This is a genomic window from Duganella vulcania, from assembly GCF_009857655.1.
Taxonomy (GTDB): domain Bacteria; phylum Pseudomonadota; class Gammaproteobacteria; order Burkholderiales; family Burkholderiaceae_D; genus Rugamonas; species Rugamonas vulcania.
The window spans coordinates 20025-46238 of sequence record NZ_WWCX01000005.1 but is presented as its reverse complement, the minus strand read 5'-3'; the positions used below and the strand labels follow the sequence as shown (position 1 = coordinate 46238).

Here is a 26214-nt window from a genome sequence, read left to right as displayed (position 1 = left end):
AACGCCCGGCTTGCAGGCAGTTGGAAGGACATCAATTGATACATGCGGTTTGCGATTCCGGTAAGACGGCAGGTGCGGATGCGCTTATTTTAGCACCGTTTTCCGCCGGAGCGGAGAGCACGGCGGCTTCCCAGACCTGCATCAGCTGCGCCGCGACCGAGACGGCGATCACCGCCGGCGCCTTGTCGTGGATGCCGGGTAGGCCGATCGGGCAGGTCATGTCGGTCATACGCGCCGGCGGAATGCCGCGCTCCTGCAGGCGGCGTTCGAAGGAGACGCGTTTGGTCTTGGAGCCGATCAAGCCAAACCAGGTGAAGTCAGTGCGGCGCAGTATGTGTTCGGACAGCTGCTGGTCCAATACGTGGCTGTGCGTCAGTACCAGGAAGGAGGCGCCGGGCGGTGCTTCCTCCACCACCGCTTCCGGCGTGTCGGTCGCTTCGATGCGGACGTTGGCCGGCAGGACGGAGGGGAACATGTCTTCGCGCTCATCGATCCACACCACCTGGCATGGCAGCTCCGCCAGCGCGCGCACGATGGCCGCGCCCACGTGGCCGGCGCCGAACAGGTACAAACGCTGACGATAGGGCAGGCAGGAGTCGATCAACCAGCGCTTGCCGTGATCGTCGATGCGCACCTTGCAGTCGATGCCGGGGCCGGGCCGGGCCAAGGCTGCGGGACCGGGGCCGCTCAGGTGCGCGCCCGCCGCGTCGTAGCTGCTGGCTGGTTCCACGCTGTCCAGCGGCACCAGGCGCCAGCTGTCCTGGCCTTCGCGCCAGCGGCGCGCCAGCGAGCCGAAATGCTCGCCGGCTTCCGGCATGATGCGCTCGAACGCCAGATGGACTACGCCTCCGCAGCACTGGCCCAGGCTGGGGCCGAGCGGGAAGCGCTCCAGCCGGCGCTCGGCACGCAGCTCGCCGGCCGGCATGGACAGCATCTCGCGGGCGATGTCGGTGGCGACCATTTCGAGGTGGCCGCCGCCGATGGTATCGAAGGCGTGATACTGGGTGATCAGCATCTTGGCGCCCGGTTCGCGCGGCGCGGAGCCGGCTACCTGCGCGACGGTGACCAGTACACGTGGCACCGCCTTGCTGGCCGCCGCCGTCAACGCATTAAGATTGAGTGGCATGGACATGATTAATTCGCCGCTTCCGCAGCCGCCTGCACGGCGCTGATCGCATCGAGGATAGCCTCGCTGGTTGCCGGTGCGCGCAGCGGCGGGTTGTAGCGATGATCGCCGACGCTGGAGCAGGCGTCGCGGATCGCCAGGAACACCGAGAACGGCAGCAGCAGCGGCGGCTCGCCGACCGCTTTGGAGCGATGGATGCTGTCCGCGACGTTGCGGTTCCTGAACAGGCGGACGTTGAAGTTCTCCGGGCAGTCTGACACGCCGGGGATCTTGTAGGTGGAGGGCGCATGCGTCATCAGTTTGCCGGCTGCGTTCCACCACAGTTCCTCGGTGGTCAGCCAGCCCATGCCCTGTATGAACGCGCCTTCGACCTGGCCGACGTCGATGGCAGGGTTCAGCGAATTGCCGGCATCGTACAGCGCGTCAGCCTTCAGCAGCTTCCATTCGCCGGTCAGCGTATCGACCACCACCTCCGACACCGAGGCGCCGTAGGCATAGTACGAGAACGGATTGCCGCTCATGGTCTTAGGATCCCAGTGCAGGCCAGGCGTGGCATAGAAGCCGTCGGACCAAAGCTGGATGCGCGCCATGTAGGCCTTCTGCACCAGCTCCGCGAACGGAATCGCGATCTCGCCGACGTGGACGAAGTTGCCCTCAAAGCGTACCGTGGCGGGATCGCCGTCGTGGCGTTTGGCGGCGAATTCGGCCAGGCGCGCGCGGATGGTGTTGGCCGCGTCCTGCGCCGCCTTGCCGTTCAGGTCCGCGCCGGTGGATGCGGCGGTGGCGGAAGTGTTGGCGACCTTGCTGGTGTCGGTGGCGCTGGCGCGCACCATGGCGAGGTCGATGCCCAGTTCATGCGCCACCACCTGGCACACCTTGGTGTTGATGCCCTGGCCCATTTCGGTGCCGCCGTGGTTGACCAGCACCGAGCCGTCCGTGTACACGTGCACCAGCGCGCCGGCCTGGTTGAAGTGAGTGACGTTGAAGGCGATGCCGAACTTGACCGGCGTCAGCGCCAGTCCGCGCTTGAGCACCTTGCTCTGCGCGTTGAAGGCGTTGATCTCCTCGCGACGCTGGCGGTAGCCACTTTCATCCTCCAACTGCGCAACCAGTTCGTGTATGACGTTGTCGACCACTTTCTGGTTGTACTGGGTGACGTTGCGGCCTTCCTCGTCATTGCGGCCGTAGAAGTTGATCTTGCGGACGTCCAGCGAGTCCATGCCGAGATTGCGGGCGATTTCATCGACGATGTACTCGATGGCGATGGCGCCTTGCGGGCCGCCGAAGCCACGGAACGCGGTGTTGGACTGTGTGTTGGTCTTGCCGGCCATGGCGCGGATATCGACGTCGCCGAGATAGTAGGCGTTGTCGAAGTGGCAGACGGCGCGCGTGGCGACCGGCGCCGACAGATCCGCCGAGAAGCCGGCGCGCGTCACCATCTCCACCTTGGCGGCGACGATGCGGCCGTCGTCGCCGTAACCCATTTCGTACTCGTAGTAGAAGCAGTGGCGCTTACCGGTGACCATCATGTCATCGTCACGGTCGGCGCGCAGCTTGACGGGGCGGCGCAGGTGCGCGGCCGAGATGGCGGCGCAGGCGGCCCACAGTGCGGACTGCGATTCCTTGCCGCCGAAGCCACCACCCATGCGACGGCACTCGGCCACGATGTCGTGCGAATGGCGGTGCAGGGCATGCGCGACCACGTGCTGCATTTCGGTCGGATGTTGGGTGGAGCAGTGGATCAGCATTCCCTTGCCTTCTTTTGGAATGGCGTAGGAAATCTGGCCTTCCAGGTAGAACTGCTCCTGGCCGCCGACGTGCAGCGAGCCTTTCAGCTTGTGCTTGGAGCGTTCGAACGCGGCCTGAGCATCCCCGCGCGCCAGGTGCATGGGCGGCACGACGAAGGACTGGGCCTCGCGTGCGGCTTGCGGCGTCAGGATGGCGGGCAGTTCTTCGTATTCGATGACGGCCTTCTTGACGGCGCGCCGGGCGTTGTCGTGCGAGTCCGCCACCACGATGAAGATCGGCTGGCCGACGTATTCGACCAGGCCTTCCGAGAGGATCGGATCGTCGTGGATGATAGGGCCGCAGTCGTTGGTGCCGGGGATGTCCTTGTGGGTGAACACGGCCACCACACCGGGCATGGCTTTGACGGCATCGAAGTTCATCGACACGATGTTGGCGTGCGCCTTGGACGAGATGCCCAGCGCCGCATGCAGCGTGCCGGCGGCTTCTGGGATATCGTCGGTGTAGGTGGCCTCGCCCAGCACGTGCAGCACCGCCGACTCGTGCGGATGCGGCTTGCCGACTTCCGCCCACGCCATGGGGACGGCCTGCGTCAGGAATGGTTCCGATTTGCTGTTCATGCTGTGACGGCTCCCTCTGCGTAGTGGAATGCGTTGATCGATTGGAGCGGCTGGGCGGAGTCTGGATTGGTCTCCAGCCAATAGCGGCGCAGCAGGTTCTGTGCGGTCTTCATGCGGTAGCTGGCGGTCGCGCGCATGTCGCTCAGCGGGGTGTAATCCTTCGCCAGTTCGGCCATCGCCAGCTTCAGCGTGCTCTCGTCCCAGCGCTTGCCGTTGACGGCTGCTTCGGCCAACGGCGCGCGGCGCGAGGTCGCGGCCATGCCGCCGTAGGCGACGTGGGCGTCGCTGACCACGCCGTCCTTCAGCGTGAAGGCGAAGGCCGCGCAGACGGCGGAGATGTCCTGGTCGTAGCGCTTGGCCAGTTTGTAGGTGCGGAAGTGGACGTCCTTGCGCGGCAGCGGTATGCGCACGGCTTCAACGAATTCGCCCGGCTGCCAGTCCTTCTTCGTGTAATCGAGGTAGAACTTCTCCAGCAGCATGGAGCGCTGGCCCTTATCGCTGCGGATGACGATTTCCGCGCCCAGCGCAATCATCCACGGCGCCGAGTCGCCGATCGGCGAACCGTTGGCGACGCTGCCGCCCAGCGTGCCGGTGTTGCGGATTGGTTGCGAGGCGAAGCGCTGCCACATTTCGTGCAGCTCTTCCTTGTAATGCTTGCAGACCGCCTCGTAGGCGTCGTTGAGGGAGATGGCGGCGCCGATGTACAGCATGCTGTCTTCGTCCTCCATGCGGTACAGCTCCTGTACCTGACGCACGTAGATCATGTCGCCCAGGTTGCGCATTTGCTTGGTCACCCACAGGCCGACGTCGGTGGAGCCGGCGACGATGGTGGCGGCGGGCTTGGCGGCCCGCAGCGCGGCCAGTTCGGCCAGCGTGCGCGGCGCGTGGAAGGTTTGACCGTCGTGAGTGTAGCTGTACATTTCGGTTCGCTGGATGGATTGCAGCGTGGCTTTCAGCGCCTCGCGGTCGAAGCTCACGTGCGGCAGCTCGCCCATGCGGCGCGCCGCGTCGATGATGGGGCGGTAGCCGGTGCAGCGGCACAGGTTCCCGGACAGGGTTTCGTCCACCGTCTTGCGGCATGGCGGCGTGGTCTGGCCGTCCTGCTTCAGGTAGAGGCTCCACAGCGACATGGCGAAGCCCGGCGTGCAGAAACCGCACTGCGAGCCGTGGCATTCGACCAGCGCTTCCTGCACCGGATGCATTTTGCCGTCGGCCTGTTTCAGGTCTTCGATGGTGAAGACCGCCTTTCCGTCCAGCGTCGGCACGAACTGGATGCAGGAGTTGACCGACTTCATGGCCACTTCGCCGTCCGGCTGCAGCTCCGCCACCACCACGGTGCAGGCGCCGCAATCGCCCTCGGCGCAGCCTTCCTTGGTGCCGGTGCAGTGCAGGTCTTCGCGCAGGTGCTGGAGCAGGGTGCGGGTTGGGGCGCCGGCGTTGACGGAGCGGACTTCGCCGCGATAGAAGAATCGAATAGGTTCAGACATGATTGCTCCGCGATTACTTGGTTTGGAACTGGCGCAGGAAGTCCAGGAAGATCTGAGCCGATACTTCGGCGTCGTCCGCGGTCATGGTTTCCAGCGGGTTGTGGCTGATGCCGCCGTTGCCGCAGCGGGTGAACAGCATGGCGACATCGGTCATGCGGGCCAGCGCCATGGCGTCATGGCCTGCGCCGGACGGCAGCTCGAATACTTCGATGCCAGCGCGCTCGGTGGCGGCGGCGAACTGCTTCACCAGCCATGGCGCGCATGGTGCGGCAGGTGCCTGCATGATCTTGGTGACTTTGAGGCCGATCTGGCGGCGTGCGCAGACCGCTTCGGCCTGATTCAATATATCGGTGACGGCGGCGTCGCGCGTGGCATCGTCGGCGGCGCGGATGTCCAGCGACAGCTTGCAGGCGCCGGGGATCACGTTGACCGAGCCGTCCGGCACCTGCAGCTGGCCGACGGTGCCGACCAGCGAGCGTTCGCGCCCGCAGCGGTCCTCCACGTACAGCACGATTTCGGCGGCGGCAGCGGCGGCGTCTTTGCGCATGATCATCGGCGTGGTGCCCGCATGGCTGGCCAGGCCGGTGAGCTCGACCTGGTAGCGGCAACTGCCCGCGATGGAGGTGACCACACCAGTCGGCAGGCCTTTGCCCAGCAATACCGGGCCTTGTTCGATGTGGACTTCGACGAAGGCCAGCACGTCCTCGGGCTTGCGGGCGACCGAGGCGATCTTGCTGGCATCGTGGCCGGCGGCGGTTAGCGCTTCGCGCATGGTGATGCCCTGGGCGTCGGTCTTGTCCAGCAGCGCCATGTCGAACTGGCCGATGACGGCGTTCGAGCCGAGGAAGGTGCTTTGATAGCGCACGCCTTCCTCTTCCGAGAAGCCGATGATCTCCAGGTCGAAGGGCAGGCGCTCACCGCGTTCATTCAGGTGCTTGACCACGGCGATGGGCAGCAGGATGCCTTCGCGGCCGTCGTACTTGCCGCCGTTGCGGACGGTGTCGTAGTGGGAGCCGGTCAGCAACGCCTTGGCGCCCGGCTTGTTCGACTTGTAGCGGCCGACGACGTTGCCGACCGGGTCGATGGCCACTTCCATGCCGGCTTCCTTCATCCACACCGCCAGCTGGGCTGCGGTCTTGCGGTGGGCGTCGGTCATGTAGGCGCAGGTGAGGTTGTCGGCGTCGTCGCTCCATGCGCCGATCACTTCCGACCACTCCATGATGGTGGCGCCAAATTGCAGTTCCACTTGCAGCAGCTGGTTGAGGCGCATCTCCGCGATGCGGCCGATCTGGCGCAGGCATTCGGCCAGTTCGTCGTCGCGCTGCGAGCGCAGGCGGCGGCTGAAGGCGGCGATGATCTCCTGGCGCGACAGGCCGTTGCCGGTCGGGCCTTTGACGGCCAGGATGAAGGGGAAGCCGAATTTGGCGTTGTAGTCGGCGTTCAGTTTGTGCAGTGTCGCCAGTTCGTCGGCGGAGCAGTGGGTCAGGCCGGCCTGCGCCTGTTCGCCGGTCGATTCGGCGGTCAGTTCGCCGGCGAGTGCCGCCTTGCCGGCCAGCTCAGGGTGGGCGCGCACCAGGCCCAGTTGCTGTTCCTCGGTGGCGCGGCGCACCACGCCTTGCAGCGATTGTTTGAGCGCGGCGATGGTCGCGAACGGGCGCTGCGCGGCGGCGCGCTCCGGTATCCATGGCGAGTGTTCGTAGAGGCCATGCAGCAGCTGCGTGAACTCTTCGGCTCCGCAGCGGTTCAGGTGATCTAGTGTGATTGTCATTTTTGTGCAGGCAGTCGCCCGTCTCCTCTTGGTATAAGAGGAATGATATATGGCGAGGGAGACTGTTATATACGCCCGGAGCCATAACCGCATTCAGCCCGGGCTTATGGGGAGTGTTGTGGGCGTGCCACGCCCACGGTGGGATTATTTGGCGGTGAGGGCTTGCGCGGCCTGCGTGACCTGGTCGCGCAGCCATTTGTGTTCCGGTGCCTGGTGCACGCGCTCATGCCATAGCTGGTAGAAGCGCATCGTCGGGAAGCGCACCGGCACGGTGAAGGTCTTGATCGGCAGGTTGCGCTCATAGAAGCGCAGGTACTGCCGCCCCGTGGTGAGCACCATGTCGGTCTGCGTCAGCATGTGGGGGATCAGGCTGAAATACGCCGACTCCACGACCACGTTGCGCTGGTAGCCTTGCTGCGCCAGGAAGCTGTCGATCACGCCGTGGAAGCCCGGCAGCGTGGGCGAGGGCGCCACGTGGGGCAGGCTCAGATAATCGTCCAGTGTCATGTCGTTGGCGCCGGTGCGCTTGGCGTAGGGCGCGTCCGCGCGCATGGCGCAGATGATCGGGTCTTCGAAGAGCCGCGACAGGTACAGGTGCTCCGGCGGCTGCTCCCAGTTACCGATCAGCAGATCGAGATCGCCATCGGACAGCATGCGGATTGCGTCCACTTCCGCGCCCAGACTGTGGATGATGACGCGGCTCTTGGGCGACTCGCGTCGCAAACGCGCCACAACGTTCGGCAGGAATTGAATATCGAGGTAGTCCGGCGCGCCGATGCGGAAGGTACGGCTTTCCTCCTTCGAGGCGAAGGGTGTCTTGTGCAGGAACAGCTGTCCCACCTCGTCGAGGATGCGTTTTGCCGGCTCCCGCAGGCTCTCGCCGTGCTGCGTGGGCACCATGCCACGGCCGCCGCGCACCAGCAGCGGATCTCCCGTAAGCTCGCGCAGTTTCTGTAGCGAGGCCGAGATGGAGGGCTGCGTTTGATCCAGTTTCATCGCCACGCGCGAGACGTTCTTCTCGCAGAGGAGCATGTACAGGATGCGTATCAGGTGCAGGTCTAGGTGGTCGGGAAGTTGTGCCATGGTGATCGATCTATAACGGTGAGCCTATTTTTAATATACGGCTACTGCCATACGAAAAGCCAGAATTAGTTTTATCGTTCGTCCCACACCATGCGTGTCCTGCGCGTGGTTTTCAATCGGTCGCAGCGGAGCTTTCAACAGTTCGCGGCCAAAAAGGGAAATCATCCCATTCGTCTGGAGCGCCCGCGGTGGCAGACGAGCTAAATCCAAACATGGAGACAACATGGAATTGCTCGCTTACGGCGTGGACTGGCTCAATCTATTGGTGCGCTGGCTGCATCTCATCACGGGGATAGCGTGGATCGGCGCGTCCTTCTACTTCGTCTGGCTGGACAACAGCATACGCCCGCCCAAGCCCGGATCCGACCTGGCGAAGAAGGGCGTCTCCGGCGAATTGTGGGCCGTGCATGGCGGCGGTTTCTACAACCCGCAGAAGTACCTGGTGTCGCCGGCCGAGCTGCCGTCGGACCTGCACTGGTTCAAATGGGAAGCCTACGCGACCTGGATCTCGGGCTTCTCGCTGCTGTTCATCGTCTACTACTTCAACGCTTCGGCGATGATGATCGATAAGTCGGTCGCGGACCTGACGCAGTTGCAGGTTATCGGCGTGGGCCTCGGCTCGCTGCTGGTGGGCTGGTTGTTCTACGATGCCTTGTGCCGTTCGCCGCTGGGCAAGAAGGATGGCCTGCTGGGCGTGATCATGTTCGTGTTCATCGTCGCCATGGCCTATGTGCTGACCAAGTTCCTGAGCGGCCGCGCCGCCTACATCCACGTCGGCGCCATGATCGGCACCATGATGGTCGGGAATGTGCTGATGCTGATCATTCCGGGCCAGCGCAAGCTGGTGGAGGCGATGGAGCAGGGGAGGTCTCCCGACCCTATCCACGGCAAGAAGGCCAAGCAGCGCTCCGTCCATAACAACTACTTCACGCTGCCGGTGCTGCTCATCATGATCAGCAACCACTATGCGATGACCTACAGCCACGCCTATAGCTGGGCGCTGCTCGGCGCGATCATCGCGGCTGGTGTGCTGATTCGCCACTTCTTTAACCTGCGCCATCATGGCAAGACCGCGTGGCAGTTCCCTGCGGCTGGCGTGGCGATCCTCGCTGCTGTGGCGGTGGTGATTGCTCCGCGTCCCGCTGCGGCGCCTTTGCCTGCGGCTGCGGGCGAGGTGGCCGATGCGGCGCATGCCGGCGTTGCCGCGCCTGATTTCAACCGTGTGCAGGCCATCGTCAACCAGCGCTGCGTGAGCTGTCATGCGGCCCAGCCCACGCAGCCCGGCTTCGCCACCGCACCCGCCGGCATCATGCTGCACACGCCGGAGCTGATTCACCAGAACGCGGCCAAGATCAACCAGCAGGCCGTCGTGCTGAAGGCTATGCCGATCGGGAATATGACCAACATCACGCCTGAAGAACGCTCCGAAATCGGCGCGTGGTTCGCCGCCGGCGCCAACTGAGAGATAACGATTATGACTACCACTACCATCAACGGCTTCAACCTGACCGCCGCGCAAGTCGTCGCCATCGCCCGCGACCACACCATTGAAGTGAACCTGGCCGCCTCTTCGCGCGCCGCATTGAAGGAGAGCCGCGACTACATCGAGTCGACCTGGATGCACGACGAGGCGCCGATGATGTACAGCTTTAACACCGGCGTCGGCATGCTGAAGGACACCCGCGTCAAGGTGCAGGACATCGTGCTGTTCCAGACGCAGCTGATCAAGGCCCACGCTTGCGGCATGGGCGAGCCGTTCTCCGAAGAGGTCAGCCGCGCCACCATGCTGTTGCGGGCCAATGCCTTCGCCAGTAACTACTCCGCGCCGCGCGCGGAGGTGGTCGACCGCCTGCTGGCCTTCGTCAATGCCGGCATCCATCCGATCATGCCGCAGAAAGGCTCCGTCGGCGCCTCGGGCGACCTGGCGCCGTTGGCCTACCTGGCTGCGGCCATCGCCGGCTTCGAGGAGGCGGAGGTGATGTACAAGGGCCAGCGCATGTCGGCGCCGGACGCGATCCGCGCGTCCAACGTCGGCCCGGTCGTGTTTGAGTTGAAGGCCAAGGATGCCTCGGCGCTGATCAACGGCTGCACCGTGTCGCTGGCGGTGGCATTGCTGGCGGCCGCCGATGCGCGCAACATGCTGTCGGACGCCTGCCTGTCGCTGGGACTGACGCTGGAGGCGATGCGCGCCGAGATGTCGGCCTTCGATCCGCGCATCCACGAAGCGCGCCCGCACGCTGGCCAGATCAAGACCGCCGCCATCATCCGCGATCTGCTGGACGGCTCCACCCGCACCACGCACGAGGCGCGCGCCGTGCAGTTCCCGGAAGAGCTGCGCCGCACCGATATCCCGTACACCGCCCGCATCCAGGACGTGTACTCGCTGCGCTGCGCTCCGCAGGTCTATGGCCCGGTGTTCGATGCGCTCGACTACATCGACACCATCCTCGATAAGGAAGTGAATTCGGCGACCGACAACCCGCTCATCTTCGGCAAGGACGGCGGGGGCTTCGAGATTATCTCGGGCGGTAACTTCCACGGCCAGTACCTGGCGCAGGCGATGGACCTGCTGTCGATGGCCGTCGCGGACCTGGGCAGCATCGTTGAGCGTCGCGTGGCGCGCCTGATCGATCCGACGCTGTCATGGGGCCTGCCGCGCAACCTGATGTCCGGCGTGCGTGGCGTGAACACCGGCTATCCGGTGATGCAATGCTCGCTCAGTTCATTGGTGATGGAGAACCGCACGCTGTGCATGCCGGGCAGCGTGGACTCGATTCCGGCCAAGGGCAACAGCGAGGACCACGTCTCCAACTCCACCTGGTGCGCGCGCAAGGCCGCCACTGTGGTATCGAACACACAATACATTGTGGGCGTAGAAATGTTATTGGCCTCGCAGGCGCTGACGATGACAGAAGACCTGCTGCCCGGTTTTGTGCTCGGCAAAGGCACGCAGGCGGCCTATGACTCGGTGCGCGGCCAGATCCCGGCGTGCCTCGACGGCGACCGCTGGTTGCACAACGACCTTGAAGTGGCGCGCTCCTTCATTGTGAGCGGCTCGGTGCGCGAGGCGGTGATCGCGAAGATTGGTGAATTCGTATAAACCCGGCGGCACGTAAAGCATAGGAGGGTAAGCAAGGGGCTACGCCGTAAAAAATACGGCGCGTCCCGACTGTTATAGGCCATAGCAGATAGCAGGTATGCCACCAAACCAATTACACACAGTGGCCCCTGAGATAAGGTCTAAGCCGATTGTTCCCATGTTTAATCGGCGGATGACACAAGAAGCAGTTAAAAATAGAACACGGAGACGTTATGTTAATTCTAGAGAAGTACTTCAAGCTGAAAGAAAATGGGACCGATGTGCGCACCGAATTGGTCGCGGGTCTGACCACCTTCCTGACGATGGCTTACATCATCTTCGTCAACCCTTCGATCCTTGGCGACGCCGGCATGCCGAAGGGCGCGGTCTTCGTCGCCACCTGTATCGCGGCCGCATTGGGCTGTTTGATCATGGGCCTGTACGCGAACTACCCGATCGCCATGGCGCCGGGCATGGGCTTGAACGCGTATTTCGCGTACGTGGTCGTCAAGGGCATGGGCATGCCTTGGGAAATGGCGTTGGGCGCGGTGTTCATCTCCGGTTGCCTGTTCCTGTTCGTCAGCATATTCAAACTGCGCGAGATGATCGTCAACGGCATTCCACATTCGATACGTACCGCGATCACCGTCGGCATCGGCCTGTTCCTCGGCTTGATCTCGCTGAAGAGCGCCGGCATTGTCGTCAGCAGCCCTGAGACGCTGGTGCGTGTCGGCGACCTGCATTCGGCGCCCACGCTGCTGGCCATCGTCGGCTTCTTCGTGATCGTCGCGCTGGACCGCCTGAAGGTAAAGGGCGCTATCCTGATCGGCATCCTGGCCGTGACCGTGATGAGCTTCTTCATCGCCGGGAACAAGTTCAATGGCGTGGTCGACATGCCGCCATCGCTGGCGCCTACGCTGTTCAAGCTTGATCTGATGGGCGCGATCTCGGTAGGGCTGTTGAACGTGGTGCTGGTGTTCTTCCTGGTTGAACTGTTTGACGCCACCGGCACGCTGATGGGCGTGGCCAACCGCGCCGGCCTGCTCGTCAACGGCAAGATGGAGCGCCTGAACAAGGCGTTGATGGCCGACAGTACCGCCATCCTTACCGGTTCGCTGCTGGGGACTTCCAGCACCACGGCCTATATCGAGAGCGCGGCTGGCGTGCAAGCGGGCGGCCGCACCGGACTGACCGCCGTCGCCGTCGGCGTGTTGTTCCTGGCTTGCCTGTTCATTTCGCCGCTGGCCGGCGTGGTGCCAAGCTACGCCACGGCGCCTGCGCTGCTGTACGTCTCCTGCCTGATGCTGCGCGAACTGGTCGACATCGACTGGTCCGACACCACCGAAAGCGTGCCAGCCGCCATCGCGGCGCTGACCATGCCGTTCACGTATTCGATCGCGCTTGGCGTGGCGTTCGGTTTCATCTCCTACGCGGTGCTGAAGCTGTTGACCGGCCGTGTGCGCGAAGTGCGTCCAGTGATCTGGGCGATCGCTTGCGTGTTCACCTTCAAGTTCGTCTACCTCGGCGCAGGCTGAGGATCCAACCCACACGATTGCATCCTCACCGGCGCGCCGCATGGCGCCGGCGGGGACGGTCGCGTCCAAAATAATATGGAAAACTAAAATGAAAACGAGACAAATCCCTCAGCTGTTGTGCATCGCCTTGATGGGCATGGGCGCCGCCCACGCCGCCGACTGGAGCGATACCTCCGTCAGCTGGCGTTATGGGAATGACTACCGCGAGCCGTTCAACCCGAACGACATCTCGAAGAATATTCTTGCGCTGACCCACGTCAGCGGCTACAAGTACGGCACCAACTTCTTCAACGCGGACTTCTTGATGTCGGACAAAAACGATCCGGCCTCGCTGACGCAAAAGTCGGGCGCCAATGAAGCCTATATCCTGTACCGCAATACGGTGGACCTGAGCAAGGTGACGGGGCGCGAATACAAGTTTGGTCCGGTGCGCGGGCTGGGCATCACCGGCGGGTTCGACGTCAACACCAAGAACGACGTGGGTTACAACTCGCGCAAGCGCATGTTCGTGCTGGGGCCGACTTTTATGTGGGACGTGCCGGCCGGGCACTTCAACACCAGCCTGTTCCTGCTCAACGAGAGCAACGCGCCGAGCGGCGCCTTCCCGCCGATCTCCACCGTGACTGGACGCTATACCTACAAGACGCATGCGATGCTGTCGTCGGAATGGGGGATCCCGGTGGGCTCGCTGTGGGCCTTCGAAGGTTTTGCCAACTTCATCGCGGCCAAGGGCAAGGACGAGGTGGGCAACGACACCGGCGCCGAGACCAATATCGACATGCAGCTGATGTTTGACGCCGGCGCCGCGATGGGCCATGCCAAGAACACCTTACGCATCGGCATTGAATACCAATACTGGCGCAACAAGTTCGGCAACACCTCGGCCACCACCGGCGGCCAGGGCAACATCGCCAAGACGCCGATGATACGCGCCGAATATCACTTCTAAGCAATTTGGGGTCAAGTCTGACATTCGGACACGGCCCCAGCATTAGAGGCTTCGGACACCGGCCCAACAGATGGGCTCGTGTCCGAATGTCAGACTTGACCCCAATTTTATGCGGCGGCTTTGGTGGTGTTCGATAGCACGTAGCGGTTCTTGCCGTGTCGCTTGGCGAGGTAGAGCGCTTCGTCGGCGCGCTTGTAGCTGACTGACAGGTCGGCGTTCCTGTCGAATTCCGCGATGCCGATGCTTACCGTGCGTGGCGGGTGCGTCGCCCTGCGGACGCCGTCCAGCAGTGCGACGGCAAAATCCAGCGCTTGCGCAGCTTCGCCGTGATACAGGACGCCAAATTCTTCGCCTCCCAGCCGGCCGCACAGGTGGCCAGTTCCCAGCCTGGCGATGACCTCCGCCGTGCGGACCAGTACCTCGTCGCCTGCGTCGTGGCCCAGCGTGTCGTTGATTTTCTTGAAGTCGTCGATGTCTATCATCAGGAAAAATAACGGCGCATCCGAAGCGTGCGATTGCGCGCGGCGCGCCTCGAGCGTGAATTTGCGCCGATTGTTCAGGCCGGTGAGCAGGTCCTTGTAGGCCATCTCGGCCAGCTCACGCCGCGCGCGGTGGCTGCGTATCCGTAGCTTGAGGAAGTAGGCGTGCAGGTAGATCGCCATCGCGAAGCTGCTGCCCATGACCAGCAGTGACAAATTGAACGTCAGCTCTCCCGGATGCGCGGGGAAATTGCCTACCGTGAGTATCAGCCACACGGTAGTGGCCGCGCCGATGTAGTTCAGCATGCCGCCGAAGATGGGCGCCGCCGACAGCGTCAACACGGTGCCGACCGGCAGCACCCAGAACGTCGGGTCGGGGCAGTACGCCACCAGCAGGCGAAAGGCGAACGCGGTGGCGGTGGTGCCGACGATGCCGGAGACAACCAGCGCCCGGACCGACCGCGCGCGCAGCGAGATCCCCAAGCTGAGCAACATGCCCGGCACGCCGAACAGCAGGCTGGCGTGCAGCGTCTGCCCGCTGGAGGCCAGGATGACGGCGGCCGTGATCCAGCTCAGCAGCCCCACGCTTTGGGAGATGATGGCGACCGGACGCAACTCGGAATAGAACTGCTGCTGCTCGTCGGTATCGGCGCCGTAGTAGGAATAGGGAAGTAGTGTACGCATGCGGTCTCGAGGCCTGCCCATCGGGAGGGGCCTCAAGTATACGTGTTCGCTTGCCCACATCCCAGTAAATTTCTGGGATGTGGGCAATTATTTAAGACTTACATGCGTGGTTCGCCGGTCCTGGCGTTGACCGCGATGGTCGACCCCGGAGGTGCGCTCAACTGCGCACGGTGCTCCAGCCCGCGATAGTTGTACGTCACGTCCCAGTATTCAGGCTTCGGGTTGCTGACGTTTTCGCAGCGTCGCACGTCGCGTGCGTAGGTTTGCTGATTGCGGTTGTTGGCCATGTTGTTGCCGATGGCTGCGCCAGCGACCGCACCGCCGGCTGTGGCCACGTCGCGTCCGGTGCCGCCACCCACCTGATGGCCCAGGATGCCGCCGATGAGCGCGCCGGCGATGACGCCGCCGACGTTGTTGCCGTTGCTGGCCGGTTCGCTCACCTGTTGGCGTTCGACCCAGCAGCGCTGCTCCGGCGTGCCGACCACGGCGCGCACCGAGGTGATTGGCACGTCGACCACGCGTTCGCTGGGCCGGCGGCGGTATTCATAGGTCGGCTGCGGCAGCGGCGGCGGCGCTTCGTTGTCGTAGCGGGCGCGATGGCCCACCGGGCGCACCGACGAGATGCGGTCGTTCATGCCCATGCCGCTCAGCGATTCATAACTGCCGCGGCGCAGCACCATGCAATGCCCGCGGAAGTAGGCGTCGTCGCAGACTTCCCACTGGCCGCGGTCGACCACCACCGACGAGGCGCGGTCGTTGAAGCCGGTGCGCGAGAAGTCGTTGACGGACCGGGTGGCGGTGAAGGCGCGCCCGCGCAGGCCGTCATGCTCGTAAAATGTGATTTGCGCCATGGCTTGCGATGCCAGCGCCAGGGTGGCGGCGGCCACGACGATGTGAATAGGCTTGTTCATGGTCATCCTCTTGTCGTTGTTTTAGTTCCCGCACAATGCGCCGATTCGTGCGCCCTATCTGTGCGGTTGACAACACAAGGCGGCTCAGGGCTCGACCGAATGTGCCCGTTTCAGGCAGCGCAGGACGAAGGTGGATCGGCTGTGGCGCAGGCCGGGGAGCTTGTACAGCTTGCGGCGCAGGAATTCCTCGTAGCCGGCCGTTCCGGCCACCGCCACCTTGATCAGGTAATCGTACTCGCCGGTCAGCAGGTAGGCTTCCATCACTTCCGGCAGGTCGGCCAGCGCCTGGCCGAATTTCTCGAAGATGTCGTCGTCGTGCCGGTCCAGCGTGACTTCGATGATCACCGTGTCCGGGTAGCCCAGCGCCTTCTGGCTGAGCAGGGCGGTGTAGCCCTCGATCATGCCGCCTTCCTCCAGCGCCCGCACGCGGTTCCAGCACGGCGTGGTGGACAGGCCGACCTTTTCCGCCAGCTTGGTGTTGCTCAGGCGGCCGTCGCGGCGCAGTTCGCGCAAAATGCTGCGGTCGAGTTCGTCGATTTCCATGTGGTTTTTCCGTGAAAGATGATTATTCCTCGGATTTTATATCAGGCGGGATAATCTTCTTTAATTTGCGCGGAGTGAAGCAAAACAAGGAAGCCTATTTTGCGGCTTCCCGGATATTCTGGTTGCATGAATACCACACAAAAAAGCTACCGTTTTTGCATCGAGCCGGACGACGCCATCGCCACGCTGGAGGCCGTGCTGGCGATTGTGCGCCGTCTGGGATTGGAATTGCGCAGCCTGCGCACGACCACGCACCCGCAGGGTGTGGACGTGCAGATACGGTTGGCGGCGGAGGATGAAGACCCGTTGACGCTATGCCGCATGCGGCTCAATAACGTGGTCGGCATCCTGGCGGTGCGGGAGATGCCGACGCTGGTGGCATCTCCGCAGCGGGCGGCGGTCAGCCGCTGACGTAGGCGTACTTGAACAGGAACAGCGCGGCGATCACCCAGACCACCGGCTTGACCTGGCGCGCCTGGCCGGTTAGCAGCTTCAAGCCGGCGTAGGTGATGAAGCCGAAGGCGATGCCGTGGGCGATGGAGTAGGTGAACGGGATCACCAGCGCGGTGATCGCGGCCGGCACGCTCTCGGTGGTGTCGCTCCAGTCCACGTCGACCAGGTCGCGCAGCATCAGGCAGGCGACGAACAGCAGCGCCGGCGCGGTGGCGTAGGCCGGCACCACGCCGGCGATCGGCGCGAAGAACAGCGCGGCCAGGAACAGTGCCGCAACCACCAGCGCCGTCAGGCCGGTGCGTCCACCCGCTTGCACGCCGGCCGCGCTTTCCAGGTAGGCCGTGGTGCTGGAGGTGCCCAGCATGGAGCCGGCCACGATGGCGCAGCTGTCGGCCAGCAGCGCCTTGTTCAGGCGCTTCATTTTGCCGTCGACCAGCAGGCCGCCGCGGCTCGCCACGCCCATCAGCGTGCCGGTGGCGTCGAACAGTTCAACCAGGAAGAACACCAGCACCACGTTGAACAATCCCAGCGAGGTGGCGCCCTTCAGGTCGAACTTGAACAATGTCGGTTCCAGCGATGGCGGCAGCGACATGAAGCCGTGGAAGGTGTTCCCGCCGAAGAAAAAGCTCATCACCGTCACCACCACGATGCCGATCAACAGCGCGCCCGGCACGCGCAGGCGGTCCAGTGTGACGATCAGCAGGAAGCCGAAAACGGCCATGATGGTTTGCGGCTTGTGCATGTCGCCCACGCGCACCAGCGTCTCGGGACTGGCGACCACCAGGCCGGCGCTCTTCATGGCGATCAGCGCCAGGAACAGGCCGAGGCCCACCGTGATGGCCACCCGCAGCGAATGCGGGATGCCATTGACGATCAGCTCCCGCACCTTGAACACGCTCACCAGGATGAACAGGCAGCCGGAGATGAACACCGCGCCCAGCGCCGACTGCCATGGCACGCCCATGCCCAGCACCACGGCGTAGGCGAAGTAGGCGTTCAGGCCCATGCCCGGCGCCATGCCGATCGGGTAGTTGGCGTACAGGCCCATGATGATGGTGCCCAGCGCCGCCGCCAGGCAGGTGGCGACGAACACCGCGTCCTTGGGCACGCCGGCGTCGCCCAGGATGGCAGGGTTGACGAAGATGATGTAGGCCATCGTCAGGAAGGTGGTGATACCCGCGACCACTTCGGTCCTGACGTTGCTGCCATGCTCGGTGAGCTTGAAAAATTTGTCGACCGGCGACATGTGCGTTCTCCCTGATTGCGTCGAGGCCGAAGAATATCACGTACAGGGGATTCTCCTCGGAATTGCTTATTGCACTGAAAGATGTAAAAATGGAAAATCTCAAGACAAAATGCCATCTTCATCCGTACAGGGCGTCATCATTATGGAACTTCAGCCGCAGCAAGCCGGCAGCACGCTTGTGCTCAGCCCCGCCGGCCGCATCGATCATACGCATGCCGATGCCTTCAAACTCGCACTGGATCCGCACCTGAGCGACTGTACCAAGGATGGCGCCGCGCTGGTGCTTGATTTCAGCGGTGTCAGTTACATCAGCAGCATCGGCCTGCGCGCGCTGATGGTGGCGGTCAAGCAGGTGAAGGCACAGGGCGGGCGCATGGTGCTGGCGTCGCTGCAGCCGCTGGTGCTGGAGGTGTTCACCATCAGCCGCTTCGACATGCTGTTCGAGATCTTCCCCGACCGCGGCGCTGCGCTGGCGGTGGTCGGCGGCGGCTCATGAAGGCGCGCATCTGGGGCGCGCGCGGCTCGCTGCCGGTGGCGCTGAACCACAAGCAGATCCGCTCCAAGCTGGTGGCGGCGCTGGAAGGCGCCATCGGCCGCAACCTCGATACGCCGGAGAAGGTGGCGTCGTATATCGACAACGACCTGGGTTTCGATGTGCGCGGCACTTACGGCGGCAATTCCAGTTGCGTCGAGGTGGAGGTGTGGGACCCGGACGCCGTGCATGAACATATCATTCTTGATCTGGGTTCGGGTGTGCGTGCCCTGGCGGGCGCCAAGCTGGCGCGCTACGGTCCGGGCAAGCCGCAGACCTACCATGTGTTCATGTCCCATCTCCATTGGGATCACATCATGGGCTTCCCGTTCTTCACGCCGGCTTACATACCGTGCAACCGCATCATCATCTACGGCTGCCACGAGGAGCTGGAGACGGCGTTCCGCCGCCAGCAGGAGCCGATCAGCTTCCCGGTCGGCTTCCACCAGCTGGGCGCGACCATCGAGTTCGTGCGGATGCAGCCTGGGGTTCCATTGCGTCTGCATGACGTGACGGTAACGGCCAAGCTGCAGCTGCATGCGGGCGACTCGTACGGCTATCGGCTGGAGCAGGGCGGCAAGGCCATGGTTTACAGCACCGACTCCGAGCACAAGCTGGATAACGCCGCCGAGCGCCTGGCCTTCGTGGAGTTCTTCCGCGACGCCGACCTGGTGATTTTCGACGCCATGTATTCGCTGGCCGATTCGATTTCGGTGAAGGCCGATTGGGGCCACTCCAGCAACGTGGTCGGCGTCGAGTTGTGCCAGCTGGCCGGGGTCCACCAGCTTTGCCTGTTCCATCACGAACCGATTTACGACGACGCGCAGATCGCCCGCGTGCTGGCCGAGACGCGGCGCTACGCCGAGATCACCGGCGAAGCGCCGCTGGACATCGTCTCCGCCTACGACGGCATGGAAATCGAACTGTAAGCGCGGCCATGCTGCTCCGCTTGAGAACCAGGGCCCTGGGCGGCATCCGCGCCGGCCAGGGCAGGCCGCTGGCGCTGGTGCTGGCGTGCCTGTTGGCGGCGGCGCTGGCGGCGGGTGGTGACGGCTTGCTGCCGCAGCTGCGGCTTGCCTTGTTCAACGCTTATCAGATTTACCTGCCGCGCCAGCGCGTATCCGGGCCGGTGCAAATCATCGCAATTGACGAGGCTTCGCTCAAGGAGTTCGGGCAATGGCCATGGCCGCGCACGCGCTTGACCGAACTGATAGAACACATCAACGCGCAGCGGCCGCTGGCCATCGGACTCGATATCCTGATGCCGGAGCCGGACACCACCTCGCCCGAAGCGCTGGCGGCGCGGCTGTCTCCCGGCCCGCTGCGCGACAGCCTGGCGGCGCTGCCCGCGTATGACGATGTGCTGGCCGCCGCGATGCGTCGCGCGCCCATCGTGCTGGGTGCGGCGGGTTTTGCGCATCCGGAGGCCGGCACCAGCGACGCCTTGCGCGTGTGGCCGGTGCATGTGAACCTGCCGGCGGCGTCGCTAAAGGTGATGCGCTTCCCGCAGGCGATGTCCAGTTTGCCCTTGCTGCAGGCGGCCTCCAAGGGGCAGGGCCTGTTGTCGGTGGAGCTGGAGCGGGGCCTCGTGCGCCGCGCGCCATTGGTCGGCGCCATCGGCGACACGCTGGTGCCGGCGTTTTCGATGGAGCTGCTGCGTGTTGCGACCGGCAGTTCGGCGCTGGAGATCGAGGCCGGCGAGGACGGCGTTCACAGCGTGTCGGTCGGCGACCTGCGCGTGCCGACGACGCCTGATGGCGCGGTGTGGGTGAATTTTTCGGCCCCGGCGATGGATCGCTACGCCTCGGCGCTGGACGTGATGCGCGGCCGGCTCGCTCCCGGCGCGCTGCAGGACAAGATCGTCATCGTCGCCATGACGGGGCTGGGTTTGACCGATTACAAGACCAACGCGCGCGGCGACTTCATGCCCGGTGTGGATACGCACGCGCAGATGATCGAGAGCTTCTTCGACGGCGCCTTCCTGCGCCGGCCGGCATGGATGCGCTGGGCCGAGGCGTCGCTGTTCGGCGCCTGCAGCCTGCTGCTGGTCTGGTTCCTGCCCAGACTGCGCTTGCTGGTGTCGGTGCCCTTGTGCGGCGCGCTGGCGCTGGGCTTGTTCGGCGGCGGTGCGCTGGTGTTTGCGCGCGCGGGCCTGCTGTTCGATGCGGCGGGCGTGGTGTGCGCGATCGGCGTAGTGGGGCTGAGCATGTTGGCCAGCATGCTGACGGCGGCGGTGCGTGATCGGAAGCACAGCGAGCGCGCCTTGCAGATGGCCCGGGTGTCCGCCGCCAAGGTCGCCGGTGAATTGGGAGCGGCGCGCCGCATCCAGATGGCGACGCTGCCGCAAGCCGCGCTGGCCTTCCCCGGCGAACGGCGCTTCTCGCTGGATGCCTTGCTTGAGCCGGCGCGTGAAGTGGGGGGCGATCTGTACGACTTCTTCATGCTGGACCAGGACCGCGTGTTCTTCATGGTCGGCGACGTGTCGGGCAAGGGTTTGCCCGCGAGCCTGTTCATGGTGGTGGCGAAGGCGCTGTCCAAAAGCGTGGCGCTGCGCGGCCCGTCGGAAATGGCGGCCATCATGAACGGCGCCAATCGCGAGCTGACACGCGAGAATCCTGAGATGCTGTTCGTGACCAGCGTGGCCGGCATACTGGATGCCTCCAACGGCCAGGTCTTCCTGTGCAATGCCGGTCACGACGCGCCGCGCCGCCTGACCGTGGATGGCCGCGTCGAACATCTGCATGCGGCGGACGGCCCGCCGCTGTGCGTGCTGGAGGACTTCGAATATCCGGTGCGGCACTACCAGCTGCAAGCCGGCGAGTGCCTGTGCCTGACCACCGACGGCATCAACGAGGCGATGAACGAAGCAGGGGACCTGTACGGCAATGCGCGGCTGGACCGCTTGCTGGCCGGGCTGTCCGCAACCACGCCGGCGGCGGTGGTGCGTGCCGTGCGAGACGACGTGCGGCTGCATGTGGGTCAGGCCGAACCCTCGGACGACCTGACCTTGCTGGTGTTGCGCTGGGACGGCGCGCCTTGATCGGCGGCTGATCAGCGCACGCGGATTTCGACGCGGCGGTTGCGCGGCTCGTCGACGCCGTCGGTGGTGGGCACCAGCAGTTCGCGCTCGCCGCGTCCCTGCACGGCGATGCGGTCCGCTTCGATGCCCACTTCCACCAGCATTTGCTTGACGGTGGCGGCGCGCCGCAGCGACAGCTCGTCGTTGTACGCCTGCTTGGCGACGGTGTCGGTATGGCCGATGACGATGATCTCGGGAGCGGGCCGGGACGCCAGTTGCGCCTTGATGTCCGCCAGCCGCGCCGCCGATTCCGGGACCAGCGCATCGGTATCGGTGACGAAGTACAGCGTGAACACGGCGGCCCGCTGTGGCATGGCGGCCAGCGTGGAGGCATAGCGGCTGCCGATATCGGCGCCGTTGCCGGCGCTGACGGTGGCGCCCTTGCTATCGATGGCGGCGGTCTGGTAGGGATGGTCGAGCACCGTGTCGACACCGGCGGTGGTGATGATGACCGCGCTGGCCTTGCCGTCCTGGCTGGGCAGCAGGGTGATTTGTTCGGTCGGTGTGCGTTGCTGCGAGACGGCGGCCAACAGGCAGGCGATCCAGATCAGCATGGCCATGCTTTACTCTCCGTCCTTGACGTCGATGACGAATTCGGTGCCGCGCACGCCCAGGATGGAGGTGGGCGTGCGGAACTGCACCGCGCCCGGAGATTGCTTGGACAGCTTGCCGGAGATGACGCCAAGCGTGCCGCGCTTGACGGTGGCATTGAGCACGCCGTCGTGCGAGGTCGGATCGAAAGCGTATTTTTCAAGCCACACATTGCTGTTCGGGCCCACCGCCAGCAGGGTCTCGTCGCGCAGCGTGATGCCCACGCTGCCATCGGCGCCTGTGACCACGCGGTCGCTGGCCATCAGCGCGGCGCCGGGGGCGGCCGGGGTCTGTTTGCCGGCGCGCTCTATGGCGGCGATGCCCTTGGCGGTCTTGATCATGCCGGCCGGCTGTTCGGCGGCGCAGGAGCCGCCCACAGCGAGTAGGGCGGCCGCCGTGGCAATGGCGGCTTTTAAGTTACGCATGTTTCTTCTCCTGGGATAAGCATTCCGATAATATGCTCGAATGGACAGAAAAGAAACCGGTATTGCGCAGCTGTTGCGGTTTCCGGCGCGGCTGGATGCGGTCTCCGGCGCGATGTCGTTTGCCGCGATGGCGTTGAAGCAGGCCGGCCTCGGGCCGGGTGTGGTGGCGCGCGCGGAGCTGATATTGGAGGAGCTGCTGCGCAACAGCATCCTGCACGGCCATGGCGGCGACAGCGCGCATTCGGTGTGGGTGGGCGTCGACGGCGCGCGGTTGGTGTACGAGGACGAGGCGCCGGCCTTCAATCCGTTCACCCAGGGCCCGCCGCCGCCCGATCCGGCGCTGCCCATCGCGGCGCGGGCCGTGGGCGGTGTCGGCTTGCTGCTGATACGCCAGTTGGGCAGCGCGGTGGCCTATCAGTATTCCGGGGGACGCAATCGTATCGAGATCGCCTTACAATAGAGGCTATCTTCAACCAACAGGATCATGCATGAGCGAGTTTTCCAGCGATATCTACACCGAACCGTCCACCATCGACGTCAACACCCTGAACAACCTCGGCCCGCTGGCGCCGATGGCGGGCATCTGGAAGGGCGAGCGTGGCCTCGATATCAAGCCGAAGGCGGACGGTCCACGCAAGCAGGCCTACGTCGAGCGCATCGAGCTTTATCCGATCGATCCCGTCACCAATGGCCCGCAGCTGTTCTACGGCCTGCGCTACCTCATCATCATCAACAAGCCTGGCCAGGCCAAGACCTACCACGAGCAGGTCGGCTACTGGCTGTGGGAGCCGGCCACCAGCACCGTGATCCAGACGCTGGGCATTCCGCGCGGGCAGATCGCCATGGCGTCCGCCGTGGTGGCGCCGGACGCGAAGGAGTTCGAACTGGTGGCGCGGCTGGAGTCCGATACCTACGGCATCCGTTCCAATCCCTTCCTGGAATACGGCTTCAAGACCGTCGAGTACCGCATCAAGGTCACCATCAACGACGATGGCAGCTGGGGCTATGAGGAGGACACGGTGATGATGATACGCGGCCAGGACGAGCCGTTCCACCACGTCGACCGCAACCTGCTGTTCAAGGTCGCCGAGCCGGTGGCCAATCCCATGGCGAGCGGCGTCCCCGCCTAATCGGACAGCGCGTATCCGTCGCGGCCATTGCGTTTGGCCGCGTACAGCGCGCTGTCGGCGCGGGCCACCAGTTCGGCCGGCGTTTCGGCGTCGTGCTTCTGTAGTGCGATGCCGATGCTGGTGGTGATGCGCATCGTCTTGCCGGCGATGTGGAACGGCCGGCGCATCGCATCGATGATCTTGGCCGCCAGCCGCTCGGCCTCGCCGTGGCCGTTCACCTGTTCCAGCACGATCACGAACTCGTCTCCCGCCAGCCGCGCAACGGTGTCCGAGGCGCGCACATTGCCCACCAGCCGCGAGGCGAACTCCTTCAGCACGACATCGCCGGCGCCGTGGCCCATGGTGTCGTTGATGATCTTGAAGTTGTCGACGTCCAGGTAGGCCAGCGCCAGCGAGCGGCGATTGCGCTTGGCCCGCACCAGCGCCAGTTGCAGGATCTCTTCGAACATCAGGCGGTTGGCGATGCCGGTCAGCGTATCGATGCGGGCCAGCTGCGTCAGGCGCTCCTCGATTTCCTTCATGCGCGTGGTGTCGTGGGTGAGCGTGTAGATGCCCACCACGGTGCCGTCGGCGCCGATCTCCGGGACCAGCGTGGTCTCCAGCGTGTGCAGGCTGCCGTCGATTTGCGCCTTCAGTTCGTAGGTGGCGTTCTCGCCGCGGTAGGCCTTTTCCAGGTGGGCCTCGGCCTGTTCGTAGTGGTCGCGGCCCATGCCTTCGACCAGGTGGCGGCCTATCAGCTTGTCCGGCGCCACGCCGAACCACTGGAAGAAGGTGGCGTTGACGAACTGGAAGCGGCGCTTGTCGTCCAGGTAGGTGATCAGCACCGGCAGGTTGTCGGTCAACAGCTTGAGGCGCTTCTCGCTGGCGGCCTGGCGCAGCTCCGCGCTTTTGCGCTCGGTGATGTCGACCGCCATCATGTAGATGCCGGCGACGCTGCCGTCGGCGGCGATGTCCGGTATCAGGTCGCCCATCACTTGCTGCGGCTGGCCGTCCTTGCGGCCCTCGCGCTCGTAGTGCACGCGCTCGCCGCGCAGCGCCGCTTCATAGTACTGAGCGAGGGAGCCGGCGAACTCCTTGCCCAGTACTTCCTCCATGGTCCGGCCTATCATCGCCTGCGGATCGAGGCCCAGCATGGTGCGGAAGTACTCGTTGGTGAAGTGGTAGCGGTTGTCCTGGTCGATATACGCCACCAGGGCGGGGATGCCGTCGGCGATCATGCGCAGGCGCTTCTCGCTGTCGGCGATCTTCCGTTCGTATAGCACGCGTTCGGTGATGTCATGCAGGAAGGCGGTCGCATAGTATGCGCCGCCGTGCCGCAAGGCGTTGATCGACAGTTCGACCGGCACCTCGTGGCCGTCGCGGTGCAGCGCAGTGGTGCGCACGCGCGAGTTGGCCATCGGTCCGATGCGGCCGTTGGCGACATGCGCCATGCCGGCGTTGTGCGCCGCGCGCTGGTCCGGCGGGATAATCAGGTCGGCGATGTCGCGGCCGATGGCTTCCTCGCGGCTCCAGCCGAAGGTGCGCTCGGCGGCGGCGTTCCATTTGGTGATGGTGCCGTTGCTCTGGCAGCTGACGAAGGCGTCCGGCGCCTGTTCGAGGATATTGCTGATCAGGGATTCGCTTTCGCGGATGGCCTCCTGCGTCCGTTCGCGTTCGGCCATCAGCTCGTGGAAGGCGCCGCTCAATTCGCCGATTTCGTCGGCGCGCCGGCGCTGCAGCACGCCGATGCTGGCCTCACCGTTGCGGATGTCGTTGATGTTGTGGCGCAGCCGTTCCAGCGGCTTGAGCAGGGTCTGGATCGCCAGCCAGGCCATCAGGCCGGCCAGTGCGGCGAAGGCGCCCGCCGCCAGCATGGCGTGGCGGCGCATCTCGATCATCGGCGCGAACGCCTCGTCGACCGGGAAGCGGGCGCCGATGATCCAGTTGGTGGTCGACAGGTGCTTGTACGAGTAGATGCCTTCGCTGCCGTCCTTGTTGGCGGCCTCGGTCCAGCCTTCGAATCCTTGCAGCGCCATTTCGGTGGCGCGGTTGTAGCCGGGGCGCGCGTTGATGTGCTCCAGCAGCCGCCGGGGATTCGGATGGTGCAGCAGGATGCCCTGCGTGGTCATGATGAACACGTAGCCGGTCTTGCCCGGCTTCTGGGCCGCGATCTGCGCCAGGAAGTCGGAGTCGATCAGGTCGATGGTACCGCCCAGCAGCATCACCGCCTTGCCTTGTGCGTCCAGCACCGGCTGGATGATCATGATGGCGGGGCGCCCGGACAAGATGCTCTTGAACGGCGGCGACACCACCGCGCGGCCATCGGCCAGCACCTTGCGCAGGAAGGCGCGCGGCCGCTCGTCCAGCGCCAGCACGGCCGCGCCTTCGCCTTCGGTGTGTATCAGCACGCCGTTCTGGTTGAAGATGTGCAGGTTGAGGAACTGCTTGCGCACCGCCGGATGCCGGGCCACGAAGGCGCTCATGCCTTGCGGGTCCTGGCCGGCGTCCGGTGGCACGGCGTCGGCCAGGCTGGCCAGCAGGGCTTTTTTCGCGCTGATCTGGGCGTCCACCTGGGCGGCGGCCGAGGAGAGCAGGGCGAACTGCTGGTTGCCGATCACGCCCTTCATGTCGCGCTCCGCCAGCACCAGCGCGACCCAGGTGACGATCACGGTCGCGATCAGCACCAGCATTACCACGACGGCGGTCATGCGGGACTTGAGGCTGCGCGGCAGCAGTGCTAAAACGGCCATGTTGCTCTGTTTTAAGTAT

At 64.5% G+C, this 26214-nt stretch carries 22 protein-coding genes; 10 read left to right on the top strand and 12 right to left on the bottom strand.

Annotation, left to right across the window (positions count from 1 at the left end):
• Positions 1-31: 31 nt before the first annotated feature.
• The 5 genes from xdhC to GTP90_RS06210 form a co-directional block, all read right to left on the bottom strand.
• Positions 32-1132, bottom strand: a complete 1101-nt coding sequence (gene xdhC, locus GTP90_RS06230; RefSeq protein WP_161082679.1) for a xanthine dehydrogenase accessory protein XdhC — start codon at positions 1130-1132, stop codon at positions 32-34.
• A gap of 2 nt (positions 1133-1134) precedes the next feature.
• Positions 1135-3492 carry a xanthine dehydrogenase molybdopterin binding subunit gene (xdhB, locus tag GTP90_RS06225; RefSeq protein WP_161082678.1) on the bottom strand — a complete coding sequence of 786 codons (2358 nt, stop codon included), beginning with the start codon at positions 3490-3492 and terminating at the stop codon, positions 1135-1137.
• The gene (xdhA, locus tag GTP90_RS06220; protein ID WP_161082677.1) at positions 3489-4979 is read right to left on the bottom strand and encodes a xanthine dehydrogenase small subunit; all 1491 of its coding nucleotides are present in this window, start codon (positions 4977-4979) and stop codon (positions 3489-3491) included. The genes xdhB and xdhA overlap by 4 nt, the downstream gene beginning before the upstream one ends.
• Positions 4980-4992: 13 nt before the next feature.
• Positions 4993-6747 (bottom strand): allantoate amidohydrolase, encoded by a 1755-nt coding sequence (locus GTP90_RS06215; protein ID WP_161082676.1) that lies wholly within the window; start codon positions 6745-6747, stop codon positions 4993-4995.
• Between the two features lie 144 nt (positions 6748-6891).
• Entirely contained in the window at positions 6892-7830 is a 939-nt protein-coding gene (locus GTP90_RS06210) for a LysR family transcriptional regulator (protein WP_161082675.1), read from the bottom strand.
• Between the two features lie 223 nt (positions 7831-8053).
• Here GTP90_RS06210 and GTP90_RS06205 point away from each other — a divergent pair, with 223 nt between their 5' ends.
• From GTP90_RS06205 to GTP90_RS06190, 4 genes are all read left to right on the top strand, one after another.
• Positions 8054-9292, top strand: coding sequence for a urate hydroxylase PuuD (locus GTP90_RS06205; RefSeq protein WP_161082674.1), 1239 nt, complete (start codon positions 8054-8056; stop codon positions 9290-9292).
• Positions 9293-9304: 12 nt separating this feature from the next.
• On the top strand, positions 9305-10930 hold the full coding sequence (locus GTP90_RS06200; protein ID WP_161082673.1) for an HAL/PAL/TAL family ammonia-lyase: 1626 nt from the start codon (positions 9305-9307) through the stop codon (positions 10928-10930).
• 212 nt (positions 10931-11142) lie between these two features.
• On the top strand, positions 11143-12444 hold the full coding sequence (locus GTP90_RS06195; RefSeq protein WP_161082672.1) for an NCS2 family permease: 1302 nt from the start codon (positions 11143-11145) through the stop codon (positions 12442-12444).
• A gap of 88 nt (positions 12445-12532) precedes the next feature.
• On the top strand, positions 12533-13393 hold the full coding sequence (locus GTP90_RS06190; protein ID WP_161082671.1) for an outer envelope protein: 861 nt from the start codon (positions 12533-12535) through the stop codon (positions 13391-13393).
• Positions 13394-13500: 107 nt separating this feature from the next.
• Here the strand turns inward: GTP90_RS06190 and GTP90_RS06185 are convergent, their stop codons facing one another.
• The 3 genes from GTP90_RS06185 to GTP90_RS06175 form a co-directional block, all read right to left on the bottom strand.
• Positions 13501-14556 carry a GGDEF domain-containing protein gene (locus GTP90_RS06185; RefSeq protein ID WP_161082670.1) on the bottom strand — a complete coding sequence of 352 codons (1056 nt, stop codon included), beginning with the start codon at positions 14554-14556 and terminating at the stop codon, positions 13501-13503.
• 98 nt (positions 14557-14654) lie between these two features.
• A complete protein-coding gene (locus tag GTP90_RS37380; RefSeq protein WP_161082669.1) occupies positions 14655-15467 on the bottom strand; it encodes a beta/gamma crystallin-related protein in 813 nt (270 codons plus the stop codon).
• A gap of 84 nt (positions 15468-15551) precedes the next feature.
• Positions 15552-16010 (bottom strand): Lrp/AsnC family transcriptional regulator, encoded by a 459-nt coding sequence (locus GTP90_RS06175; RefSeq protein WP_117015064.1) that lies wholly within the window; start codon positions 16008-16010, stop codon positions 15552-15554.
• A gap of 126 nt (positions 16011-16136) precedes the next feature.
• Here GTP90_RS06175 and GTP90_RS06170 point away from each other — a divergent pair, with 126 nt between their 5' ends.
• Positions 16137-16421 (top strand): ACT domain-containing protein, encoded by a 285-nt coding sequence (locus GTP90_RS06170; RefSeq protein WP_161082668.1) that lies wholly within the window; start codon positions 16137-16139, stop codon positions 16419-16421.
• Here the strand turns inward: GTP90_RS06170 and GTP90_RS06165 are convergent.
• The gene (locus tag GTP90_RS06165; protein WP_161082667.1) at positions 16411-17709 is read right to left on the bottom strand and encodes an NCS2 family permease; all 1299 of its coding nucleotides are present in this window, start codon (positions 17707-17709) and stop codon (positions 16411-16413) included. The genes GTP90_RS06170 and GTP90_RS06165 overlap by 11 nt on opposite strands.
• Before the next feature lie 109 nt (positions 17710-17818).
• On the opposite strand from GTP90_RS06165, the gene GTP90_RS06160 reads away from it, so the two are divergent.
• From GTP90_RS06160 to GTP90_RS06150, 3 genes are read left to right on the top strand one after another with little or no spacing between them, the layout of a single operon-like run.
• On the top strand, positions 17819-18205 hold the full coding sequence (locus GTP90_RS06160) for an STAS domain-containing protein (RefSeq protein ID WP_254451754.1): 387 nt from the start codon (positions 17819-17821) through the stop codon (positions 18203-18205).
• On the top strand, positions 18202-19170 hold the full coding sequence (locus tag GTP90_RS06155) for an MBL fold metallo-hydrolase (RefSeq protein ID WP_161082666.1): 969 nt from the start codon (positions 18202-18204) through the stop codon (positions 19168-19170). The genes GTP90_RS06160 and GTP90_RS06155 overlap by 4 nt, the downstream gene beginning before the upstream one ends.
• Before the next feature lie 20 nt (positions 19171-19190).
• Positions 19191-21281, top strand: coding sequence for a CHASE2 domain-containing protein (locus GTP90_RS06150; RefSeq protein WP_254451753.1), 2091 nt, complete (start codon positions 19191-19193; stop codon positions 21279-21281).
• Positions 21282-21292: 11 nt separating this feature from the next.
• Here the strand turns inward: GTP90_RS06150 and GTP90_RS06145 are convergent, their stop codons facing one another.
• Complete coding sequence (locus GTP90_RS06145) at positions 21293-21880, bottom strand: OmpA family protein (protein WP_161082664.1); 588 nt, start codon at positions 21878-21880, stop codon at positions 21293-21295.
• Between the two features lie 3 nt (positions 21881-21883).
• Positions 21884-22336, bottom strand: coding sequence for a FecR family protein (locus tag GTP90_RS06140; protein WP_161082663.1), 453 nt, complete (start codon positions 22334-22336; stop codon positions 21884-21886).
• Between the two features lie 40 nt (positions 22337-22376).
• Here GTP90_RS06140 and GTP90_RS06135 point away from each other — a divergent pair, with 40 nt between their 5' ends.
• Both GTP90_RS06135 and GTP90_RS06130 read left to right on the top strand, forming a co-directional pair.
• Positions 22377-22796, top strand: coding sequence for an ATP-binding protein (locus GTP90_RS06135; protein WP_161082662.1), 420 nt, complete (start codon positions 22377-22379; stop codon positions 22794-22796).
• Between the two features lie 28 nt (positions 22797-22824).
• A complete protein-coding gene (locus GTP90_RS06130) occupies positions 22825-23466 on the top strand; it encodes an FABP family protein (protein WP_161082661.1) in 642 nt (213 codons plus the stop codon).
• On the opposite strand, the gene GTP90_RS06125 is transcribed toward GTP90_RS06130, so the two are convergent.
• Positions 23463-26195, bottom strand: coding sequence for a PAS domain S-box protein (locus tag GTP90_RS06125; RefSeq protein WP_254451752.1), 2733 nt, complete (start codon positions 26193-26195; stop codon positions 23463-23465). The two genes, GTP90_RS06130 and GTP90_RS06125, sit on opposite strands and share 4 nt — an antisense overlap.
• Between the last annotated feature and the right edge of the window lie 19 nt (positions 26196-26214).

Excerpts from the sequence above, each read along its gene's own strand:
- xdhC (WP_161082679.1), bottom strand. The coding sequence starts at position 1,132 with ATGTCCATGCCACTCAATCTTAATGCGTTGACGGCGGCGGCCAGCAAG.
- xdhB (WP_161082678.1), bottom strand. The coding sequence starts at position 3,492 with ATGAACAGCAAATCGGAACCATTCCTGACGCAGGCCGTCCCCATGGCG.
- xdhA (WP_161082677.1), bottom strand. The coding sequence starts at position 4,979 with ATGTCTGAACCTATTCGATTCTTCTATCGCGGCGAAGTCCGCTCCGTC.
- GTP90_RS06215 (WP_161082676.1), bottom strand. The coding sequence starts at position 6,747 with ATGACAATCACACTAGATCACCTGAACCGCTGCGGAGCCGAAGAGTTC.
- GTP90_RS06210 (WP_161082675.1), bottom strand. The coding sequence starts at position 7,830 with ATGGCACAACTTCCCGACCACCTAGACCTGCACCTGATACGCATCCTG.
- GTP90_RS06205 (WP_161082674.1), top strand. The coding sequence starts at position 8,054 with ATGGAATTGCTCGCTTACGGCGTGGACTGGCTCAATCTATTGGTGCGC.
- GTP90_RS06200 (WP_161082673.1), top strand. The coding sequence starts at position 9,305 with ATGACTACCACTACCATCAACGGCTTCAACCTGACCGCCGCGCAAGTC.
- GTP90_RS06195 (WP_161082672.1), top strand. The coding sequence starts at position 11,143 with ATGTTAATTCTAGAGAAGTACTTCAAGCTGAAAGAAAATGGGACCGAT.
- GTP90_RS06190 (WP_161082671.1), top strand. The coding sequence starts at position 12,533 with ATGAAAACGAGACAAATCCCTCAGCTGTTGTGCATCGCCTTGATGGGC.
- GTP90_RS06185 (WP_161082670.1), bottom strand. The coding sequence starts at position 14,556 with ATGCGTACACTACTTCCCTATTCCTACTACGGCGCCGATACCGACGAG.
- GTP90_RS37380 (WP_161082669.1), bottom strand. The coding sequence starts at position 15,467 with ATGAACAAGCCTATTCACATCGTCGTGGCCGCCGCCACCCTGGCGCTG.
- GTP90_RS06175 (WP_117015064.1), bottom strand. The coding sequence starts at position 16,010 with ATGGAAATCGACGAACTCGACCGCAGCATTTTGCGCGAACTGCGCCGC.
- GTP90_RS06170 (WP_161082668.1), top strand. The coding sequence starts at position 16,137 with ATGAATACCACACAAAAAAGCTACCGTTTTTGCATCGAGCCGGACGAC.
- GTP90_RS06165 (WP_161082667.1), bottom strand. The coding sequence starts at position 17,709 with ATGTCGCCGGTCGACAAATTTTTCAAGCTCACCGAGCATGGCAGCAAC.
- GTP90_RS06160 (WP_254451754.1), top strand. The coding sequence starts at position 17,819 with ATGCCATCTTCATCCGTACAGGGCGTCATCATTATGGAACTTCAGCCG.
- GTP90_RS06155 (WP_161082666.1), top strand. The coding sequence starts at position 18,202 with ATGAAGGCGCGCATCTGGGGCGCGCGCGGCTCGCTGCCGGTGGCGCTG.
- GTP90_RS06145 (WP_161082664.1), bottom strand. The coding sequence starts at position 21,880 with ATGGCCATGCTGATCTGGATCGCCTGCCTGTTGGCCGCCGTCTCGCAG.
- GTP90_RS06140 (WP_161082663.1), bottom strand. The coding sequence starts at position 22,336 with ATGCGTAACTTAAAAGCCGCCATTGCCACGGCGGCCGCCCTACTCGCT.
- GTP90_RS06135 (WP_161082662.1), top strand. The coding sequence starts at position 22,377 with ATGGACAGAAAAGAAACCGGTATTGCGCAGCTGTTGCGGTTTCCGGCG.
- GTP90_RS06130 (WP_161082661.1), top strand. The coding sequence starts at position 22,825 with ATGAGCGAGTTTTCCAGCGATATCTACACCGAACCGTCCACCATCGAC.
- GTP90_RS06125 (WP_254451752.1), bottom strand. The coding sequence starts at position 26,195 with ATGGCCGTTTTAGCACTGCTGCCGCGCAGCCTCAAGTCCCGCATGACC.